This is a genomic window from Ligilactobacillus sp. UO.C109, assembly GCF_026847815.1.
Classification (GTDB): Bacteria; Bacillota; Bacilli; order Lactobacillales; family Lactobacillaceae; genus Ligilactobacillus; species Ligilactobacillus salivarius.
The window spans coordinates 140,921-148,704 of sequence record NZ_JAPSFH010000003.1 but is presented as its reverse complement, the minus strand read 5'-3'; the positions used below and the strand labels follow the sequence as shown (position 1 = coordinate 148,704).

The window sequence follows — 7,784 nt, the reverse complement described above, 5'->3', positions numbered from 1 at the left end:
TTTACCTCCAAAATTAAATTGAAAGTAAAAAGAAGATGTTAGCAACACACAGCTTTTAATGACTTCAGTGTATTGGTCAATATGAACATACGTTCTGTTTAAATCCGTTACCTTGATGACAGGAAAATTATTAACAAATATTTTTATTGATGTTATAATCTACTGTTAGATGTATTAGAAGGTATAATATAATCTAACTACAAGAATAGAGACAGGGAGTAGGGAATAAATATGAAGTATGCAAAAATTTTCCTTATAGTTATTTCTGCTGTTTGGACTATCATTAACTTATATAAGGCAATAACATCACCAAATGTTGTAAATCTTACGTCTTTTTTAGGTATAATTCCAATATTCTCTGCTTTATATTCAGAGATTGATTGGATTTATATTAGGTGTAATAAAATTAAAGCCTATTTTTTCTTAAAAACAGTAAAATTTACTCCCAAAAGTTCAAGATATATTGATGATGGAATATCAATTACAAAATTAGAAAAAAGTATAAGAAAACTTTTAAAAGACTATAGTTACAAAATTAACGAAGCTTTTATAAAAATAACTGATGAGGATTTATATATTCCTGTAATAAGTGTTGAAGGATTAAATGTTAAATTAACAATAAATATTCATCAAGAATCTTCTGGATGGCGGTTAACACTAAAAAGCGAATATCAGATTGCTTATAGGGATGTGAATAAATGTTGGAATGCGTTTTTGAAGATACGTGACGAGCTATTTTCAGAATTTGCAAAAACATCTAATTCAAAAGATCGTTATGATGTAACAATTAATACTGATAATTCTAAAAAATATAATCCGTTTTACCGTTTAACAATAAAAAATGTGGGTAAGCCAAAAGTTCAAAGCTTTAACTTAAAGTTTACGGATGAAAATTTATCGATTACAACTAATATGCATAAGATATATGGTTCTTCAAAGTATCGGCAAGATATTGAAAAAATGATAAAGGAATATGTCCCGTTATCTAAGATTTTATAGAATTTTGATTTTAATTAGTGTTGCAATAGCAAATTCTAGCATTGGAAACTCTTTCTCAATATCACCTAGTGATGTAAAAGAAAGAATTGTTCCGGATTGAGTAAGCATAATAGTTCGAGATTTTCCTAAAATATCTAATGTTCCTATTATTTTAGTAGCTTCATCGTTTTCCAATGCTTCAATGGCCTCATCATTAACATCAACTTCATCACCCGAAAAAGATTTACTTGAAACACCTTCATCAGTACTATTAAAACTTACCCCTTTAGTTTGAGGCATCATATTTGAGATTTCCTTCAAATTAAATGTTAAGGGAGAATAGCTAATATTCAAATTTTCATTTTTTTCTAGTTCCTTTAAAAATTTTTTGGTGATAGGAGTGTTAGTGCTTAAAAATAAAAGATTATCACTACTTGAATAAAAAATATCAAATTCAAATGCTTTTTGATAATTATCATATTGTTGATACTCATCAGCTTCAGAATTATATACCAAGATCTCATCATCGATTGTCCTAGTATAATTACCAATGAATTTTTTGAATACTTTTCCTTCTACAGTCAATGTGTCCGTGGTTGTTTTTATAGAACCTATGGTGATATTGGCTTTTTTTATATTGGTAGTTCCTTCTGGTATCTCAAAACGACTTGCATTTCTTACAGAAATTGATGTAGCAGCCATTATTATAACCTCCTGTATAATTTTTCACATTAATATTTAAAAAATTAAAATATCTTTGAGATTAGCTTTTAGTGACATCAAATCGGTTGGTCATAATTAATGGTAGTGTTTAGCACCGTATACTTGATATATATATATATATATATCATTTCTCATTATGTAACCTTGCCAAATCAACTAATTCTGAAACGAATTGATGATCGTAACTATCTATACCTGTAGATTATCAGATGCTTTACGTTTCTTATATTACTTAAATAAATCCCACAAACTTTTTGATGTACGATGATATACTTTATTGTAAATTTTACGTTTAGGATGTAACCATCCTGCAGTACGAGTTCCATAACCAGGGATTAATTTTTTCTTTAATCTTCTTTTATACTTAGCAGTAGTAGCTGCTTTGAAAGATTTTTTTAACGATGGTTTTCTAATATATCCTCTCATATTAACTACCTCAAAGCTTTCCTGTACCCAGCATTAATTGCATCTTGTTCAGAGTTAAAATATACAGCGTTGGCAGAATTCATATTATATCCGTGTTGGCCAGGGACGTGGTAAATATGACTATTAACATTACCTACAATCTTACCAGTATCAGCAGTATTCATATCAGTATTTTGAAAATTACTATCATTCCCGTTATTATCATAATTAGTATCGCTACTTTGATTTTCTTGAGCAGAAGCTAATGACTCTGAACTAGCTTTTGCAATGCTTTCAGATTCACTAGCTCTACTTTGACTTTCAGCTATAGATGCACTTTCAGATGAAGCTTTGCTTTCGGATGCTTTTCTTTTAGATTCAGAAGCTTTTTTCTTGCTTTCAGCTTTTCTTTTTGATTCCTCTTTAGCCTTTTTTATAGATTCAGCTTTCTTTTTGGATGATTCTTTGGCTTTCTTAGCTTTTAATGAACTAGATTTATAAGACTCTGAACTAGTTTTAGAGCTTGAATTAGAGTTTGAACAAGCACCTAATAAACTCATAAATAGTAGGGTAGTAGTAATGAATTTCATTTTTTTCTTTTTCATATAAGATCTCCTCCTGAATTTTATCTTTCGGATTAGCTTTTAGTGACTTCAAACCATAGATCAAATATTTCAATCTAAAACACTATCAAAAGTATTAATCACCTCCTTAAATCATGATCAATCCCACAGTTAACTCAATTCATTCATAATAATCTGTTGTACACTATCCTCAAATGACATTGTGAGTTAGATAACCTTAATTAACCAGACGATTAAAACAATGATAATTGCTACTGAGAAAATACCACCTTGAATATTAATGTTTAAATTGTATTTGCTGTTTTCTGTTGTTTTAGAATAATCGAACTTACCTAATAGTACTTTTTTCCAATCCACAGTTATTCACTCCTTTATTTAAATGATAACCACACCAACAATTTTAAAATCAGCACTTTTCTTAAGTTTAATATCAGCATATTTTTTATTCAATGAAATTAGGCGACAATTCTTTCTGTTATCATCAAATACAATTTTTTTAACATAAGAGTCACCGTTTAATTCAGCAATAACAAATTGGTTATTTCTTACTTCTTCAGTATCATATATCTTATTAACATAAATAATTTGACCGTCGGAGAAAGTAGGGGTCATGGAATCTCCATTTACACGTAAGGCAAAATCATGTGCAGGTGGCACATTATTAACCATAACTTCTTCATGCTGCTCATCAGTCAACCATTCACCAGTCCCAGCAGATACAGAACCAAGAACGTCAACATAATGTGTATTATCATTTTCATTAATAGGATGGATTTTAGATTGTCTCATTTGGTCTTTAAGTCTATTGTCTGCATAATCAACGACCTTCTTTTTATTCTCAGTGTTCAGTTTTTTGTATTTAGCTAATAAGCTTAATTTCAAACCACCTTCATTATTATCATTAGCAATTTTAAAACGTAAATCTATATCAGATTTTAATACGTTAAAATAATCAGCTATTTTTTGTAAATTGCCCATCGTAGGTAAAGATGTACCTTTAACGTATCCAGTGATCGTACTTTTAGGAATATTTAAATCTCTATGTAAATCTATTTGCTTTTTATTATTTAAATGAAGTAATTCATTTAATTTGCTGGAGAAATATAGTTTATTTTTATCACTCTGTGGACTACTTTTTACCATATTAAGTCACCTCCAAAGATTATTATATAAGAATAACAACACGTTTGCTACAAAAGTACGAAAAAAATCAACTTTTTTTATAAAAACACTTTACAAAGTATGAAAAAAGCATATATACATGTAAGGTTGATAAAGACCTCAGTAATTAAAGAAAGGAGAGAGTTATGAATGAGATAATAAAAATAGCCTTAGCTATCTACTTCACATCAGATATATTCTTAAATCTATATAAGAAATATCTAGAAGTCGAAAAACTAAGACTAGAAAACAAAATCAGAACTAAGATATAAACGAAAACATTAAAGTCCTGGTTAACCACAATGAAAGGGGCTTGCCCCCCTTGATTTGTGACACCCCCATCATAACATAATAACGATTATGAATACAGTATTATTATATTTAATCTTAGCAGTTGTAATTATTAGCAAAATAATTGATTTTTATCTTGATAACAAAATTAAGGGATTAAAAAAGAATAAGAACAACTAAAAAATAGCTAGGTGAATTAAAAAAATAAGGTAACAAAAAATGGATAGACAATTTAATGAGTTTGAAATCAAAAATAAGAAAATTTTTGTTGACGAAAAAGAGAGTTAAAGCAGTTAAGAATTTTGAAATGAAAAAAGGTAAGGGGAATCTCATTGAAATATCCCTTACCTTTGATTCAGTACTAAATATGAATAATAAACTATACGTGATGTTATTGTTGTGGATTTTATAGCTTATGCCAACTTTAAAGTCAGTGAGTACAAAAGAAAATCAGATGTTGTATTTTCTATAATTACAATACTTATTGTAGTTTTAATTAATGAAATAATTTAGAGTCAATAAAAGACCTATAAGTATAAGAAGTAGCTCGATAGAACCATGGTTAGATAAAAAATATATTCTGGCTAAGTGAAAAAAACTTGAATATTGTTTAGTGTTCATTCGATAATATCTACTTCTTGGAGGAATACCAATTAGTGATGTTATCTTTTCATATTGTTTATCAAAAGTTGAAGAAAAAGCAAACCATAATTCTTGCAAACTATCGTTATACTCACCGTTAAACATCCATAAAGCATATTTTTTTAAAGATGGATAATAGTAACCATTTGATTTTTGTAAGATAGAGTATATTTTTTTACCTAGTTCTTTGATTTCTTGGTCTGAAAGTGTTTTATCATAAAATTTATCTTCTATTAATTCAAATATTTCATGATAAGTATGTTCGAATATTATTCTAGCAGTTGCTTGTTTTTCGGTTTTAGTAGCATAAAGTCCACCAACTATAGCACTTAAAAAAACCTACAAGAGCAGTTATTAAAGTCGATATAAGATTATTCATGAAATCACACCTCCTTTCACTAGAAGATAAACAAATTATATCAAAGATAAAATAGAAAGAGAGATGATTAAAGTACTGACGGATTTATTTAAAGAAGATTAGGTTAGAAAAAGGATTGACTTAGTAAGAAATTGCTGACAAGACTAAATATATCAGTAATCTATTTTTGATTGAATATTGTGTACCTCCAAAATTATTTTTAAGTAATATAATGAAATTACCAAAAATTATTGAAATTTTAGAGAAGTGAGATATAATGAAATTGTTATATGTAATAGGGTTTAATTACGAAAGTATAAAATAGATAAGGAGTTGAAAATAGTATGAAATTGAATGAATTGGTAAAAATCGAAAGTGGAATTAATTCAGTTCGCGTAAAGAATCAAAATTATACGTTATATACCATAGAAGATGTCAATTATGACTTGGGGCATGGTGAGGATTATCAACACGATAAGGCTAGTGGTAAAAGTATTACAGCAAGGGGAGATATCGTGATAAATACTGTAAGTAATCTAGCAAGTGTTGTTCATTCTAGAAATGCTGGTAAGATGCTTAATCAAATTTTTCTTCGTTTAAATATCCTTGATGAGAATACATTAGACCCTTGGTATTTATGCTATCTATTAAATAAGTCCGAATACATTAGGTACCAAGAAGCAGCCATTATGGATGGATCTGTTATTAGAAAATTAACTAAAGCGAACCTTGAAGATTTAGAGATTAATCTGCCGGAAATAGCTGACCAAAAGAAGATGGGGGAAGCTTACAAAGAGATTATGAAAAAGTATACATTAGCTATGGAGAAAGCGGAGTTAGAAAGAGATCTGTACTTACAGATGTTAGGGGAAAAAGATTTAAACAACAGAGAGGCGGTTTAATATGGATAAGGATTTAGAAGAAAGATTAGCAGCTAAAGATAGCTATATCACTATTCATGACTTTTATGTGTTAATGGCATTTTATCAATCAATTTCACAAAAAGTTTTACGAAAATTTGATAAAGATGGCAGCATTTTAGAAGTACAGAAAAAATATGAGAAAAGTAAAGAAACTGTCCAAGATGCCCAATTCGTAATAGCGCCACAAGATACATATTATCATCATTACCAAATGTATAAGGCCAATAAATTTGAATATGTTGAACTCGTAAAATCCCTATATAATATAGAAGAAAAAAATCCAAAATTAAAAAATATCTTCCAAGATGTTAGGGGAAGTACTTCAAGTTTGCCGAGTGAAACTGCTTTTGAAAAGATAGATTCACGTAATGAAGTAAGTTTTGAAGAAAATTTAGAGATAATTAAACGAAGCAGTGGTGCTAAAGATAATTACGATTATACTTCGAAAAATATCCGTAAGTTGATTACTAAGTTAGTTGGAAGTAAAAAAGAAGGAGTATCAATTTATGATCCAGCTTTAGGAACTGCAAGTTTATTATTAGGCATAAATCAAGTTACACTCGAAGAGAATAGATATTATGGTCAAGATATCAGTACTCAAGCGATAAAGACAGCCATTATGAACGCAATAGTTAATGATATAGCTGAGGATAAATTTGAATTTAAGAATGAAAATACATTGGCTAATAACTGGGAATTTGGCAAGGTTGATATAGTAGTGTCTGATCCACCTATAAATATGAAATGGAATGTTGATAGAAATTTAAGTCAAGATAGACGTTACCGAGATTATGGTGAGATGCCTAATAAAGCTGATTGGGGATTCATTTTAGATGGAATAGATAAATTATCAGACAATGGCATGATGGTTGTGTCAGTTGTTCAAGGTACTTTGTTTAGAGGAGCCAAAGAATACAATATTAGACGTAAACTTCTAGAAGATGGAAAGATTAGGGCGGTAATTCAGTTGCCAGGGAATACGAAACTTTCGACAACAATCGCTACTTGTTTGCTAGTATTTAGAAAATCATCAGAAGATAAAGATGTCTTCTTTATTAATGCAAGCCAAGAGTATGAGAAGAAAGGCTTGGAAAATATTCTAACAGAAGCCAATGTCGATAAAATTGTAGATACTTTCAATGAAAAGAAAGAAGTACAGAGATTCTCTCATATGGCTAGCTATGAAGAAATTGAGAAAAATGATTTTAATTTATCAGTAGCACGTTATGTAAATCAGTATAAATTTAAAGAGAAATTGGATTATCAAGAAGAAATAAAGAATCTTGAAAAGTTAGATGAAAAACTAAGTCAAACTGATGCTGCATTGAAGAATTTGATGGGAGATTTAGGTTTGGTGGAGATTGATGATTAAGAATAGAGAGGTAGTTAGGAAATGAAAAAAGCATTGAAAATATTGAACGGTGTATTAGATGTTGTAGTTACTTTAATGTTAGTTTTATTTGTGTTTAACCAAATTAAGTTCATGATGACAGGAGATAAGAGTGTACTAGATGTACGTGCACTTTTAGAAACAATATTAACAATTGCCTTTATTGGTTATCTTAGATTAACAGATATCAAGTACGACATCAAGAGACTAAATAAGAAGATAGATAATTTAGAACATAAAACAGATAAAAATGCTTAGTTTAGAAAAATCAAGAACTAAAATAGATCTCAAAAATATTAGTAAGTAAATTCTTGAATTTGCCAATTTAG

At 29.0% G+C, this 7,784-nt stretch carries 10 protein-coding genes; 5 read left to right on the top strand and 5 right to left on the bottom strand.

What is annotated here, in order from left to right:
• Nucleotides 1-231: 231 nt before the first annotated feature.
• Nucleotides 232-999 carry a hypothetical protein gene (locus OZJ21_RS00825; protein ID WP_268857273.1) on the top strand — a complete coding sequence of 256 codons (768 nt, stop codon included), beginning with the start codon at nt 232-234 and terminating at the stop codon, nt 997-999.
• Here the strand turns inward: OZJ21_RS00825 and OZJ21_RS00820 are convergent.
• The 5 genes from OZJ21_RS00820 to OZJ21_RS00800 all read right to left on the bottom strand — a co-directional run bounded on the left by OZJ21_RS00820 (nt 994) and on the right by OZJ21_RS00800 (nt 3,833).
• The gene (locus tag OZJ21_RS00820; protein ID WP_268857272.1) at nt 994-1,680 is read right to left on the bottom strand and encodes a hypothetical protein; all 687 of its coding nucleotides are present in this window, start codon (nt 1,678-1,680) and stop codon (nt 994-996) included. The two genes, OZJ21_RS00825 and OZJ21_RS00820, sit on opposite strands and share 6 nt — an antisense overlap.
• 249 nt (nt 1,681-1,929) lie before the next feature.
• Nucleotides 1,930-2,127, bottom strand: a complete 198-nt coding sequence (locus OZJ21_RS00815; RefSeq protein WP_023859734.1) for a hypothetical protein — start codon at nt 2,125-2,127, stop codon at nt 1,930-1,932.
• A gap of 5 nt (nt 2,128-2,132) precedes the next feature.
• The gene (locus tag OZJ21_RS00810) at nt 2,133-2,711 is read right to left on the bottom strand and encodes a sunset domain-containing protein (RefSeq protein WP_268857271.1); all 579 of its coding nucleotides are present in this window, start codon (nt 2,709-2,711) and stop codon (nt 2,133-2,135) included.
• Between the two features lie 186 nt (nt 2,712-2,897).
• The gene (locus OZJ21_RS00805) at nt 2,898-3,047 is read right to left on the bottom strand and encodes a hypothetical protein (protein ID WP_268857270.1); all 150 of its coding nucleotides are present in this window, start codon (nt 3,045-3,047) and stop codon (nt 2,898-2,900) included.
• 18 nt (nt 3,048-3,065) lie between these two features.
• A complete protein-coding gene (locus OZJ21_RS00800) occupies nt 3,066-3,833 on the bottom strand; it encodes an XRE family transcriptional regulator (RefSeq protein WP_268857269.1) in 768 nt (255 codons plus the stop codon).
• 164 nt (nt 3,834-3,997) lie between these two features.
• On the opposite strand from OZJ21_RS00800, the gene OZJ21_RS00795 reads away from it, so the two are divergent.
• From OZJ21_RS00795 to OZJ21_RS00780, 4 genes are all read left to right on the top strand, one after another.
• Nucleotides 3,998-4,123: a hypothetical protein gene (locus tag OZJ21_RS00795; protein ID WP_268857268.1), complete on the top strand. Its 126-nt coding sequence runs from the start codon at nt 3,998-4,000 to the stop codon at nt 4,121-4,123.
• A 1,363-nt stretch (nt 4,124-5,486) separates the two neighbouring features.
• A complete protein-coding gene (locus OZJ21_RS00790; RefSeq protein WP_044005691.1) occupies nt 5,487-6,044 on the top strand; it encodes a restriction endonuclease subunit S in 558 nt (185 codons plus the stop codon).
• Nucleotide 6,045: 1 nt separating this feature from the next.
• A complete protein-coding gene (locus tag OZJ21_RS00785) occupies nt 6,046-7,437 on the top strand; it encodes an N-6 DNA methylase (protein ID WP_268857267.1) in 1,392 nt (463 codons plus the stop codon).
• 21 nt (nt 7,438-7,458) lie between these two features.
• A complete protein-coding gene (locus OZJ21_RS00780) occupies nt 7,459-7,713 on the top strand; it encodes a hypothetical protein (protein WP_268857266.1) in 255 nt (84 codons plus the stop codon).
• The last annotated feature ends 71 nt before the right edge of the window (nt 7,714-7,784 follow it).

Bases quoted from the DNA above. Each gene is read 5' to 3' on its own strand.
- OZJ21_RS00815 (WP_023859734.1), bottom strand. From the start codon at position 2,127: ATGAGAGGATATATTAGAAAACCATCGTTAAAAAAATCTTTCAAAGCA.
- OZJ21_RS00790 (WP_044005691.1), top strand. From the start codon at position 5,487: ATGAAATTGAATGAATTGGTAAAAATCGAAAGTGGAATTAATTCAGTT.
- OZJ21_RS00825 (WP_268857273.1), top strand. From the start codon at position 232: ATGAAGTATGCAAAAATTTTCCTTATAGTTATTTCTGCTGTTTGGACT.
- OZJ21_RS00810 (WP_268857271.1), bottom strand. From the start codon at position 2,711: ATGAAAAAGAAAAAAATGAAATTCATTACTACTACCCTACTATTTATG.
- OZJ21_RS00800 (WP_268857269.1), bottom strand. From the start codon at position 3,833: ATGGTAAAAAGTAGTCCACAGAGTGATAAAAATAAACTATATTTCTCC.
- OZJ21_RS00795 (WP_268857268.1), top strand. From the start codon at position 3,998: ATGAATGAGATAATAAAAATAGCCTTAGCTATCTACTTCACATCAGAT.
- OZJ21_RS00780 (WP_268857266.1), top strand. From the start codon at position 7,459: ATGAAAAAAGCATTGAAAATATTGAACGGTGTATTAGATGTTGTAGTT.
- OZJ21_RS00785 (WP_268857267.1), top strand. From the start codon at position 6,046: ATGGATAAGGATTTAGAAGAAAGATTAGCAGCTAAAGATAGCTATATC.
- OZJ21_RS00820 (WP_268857272.1), bottom strand. From the start codon at position 1,680: ATGGCTGCTACATCAATTTCTGTAAGAAATGCAAGTCGTTTTGAGATA.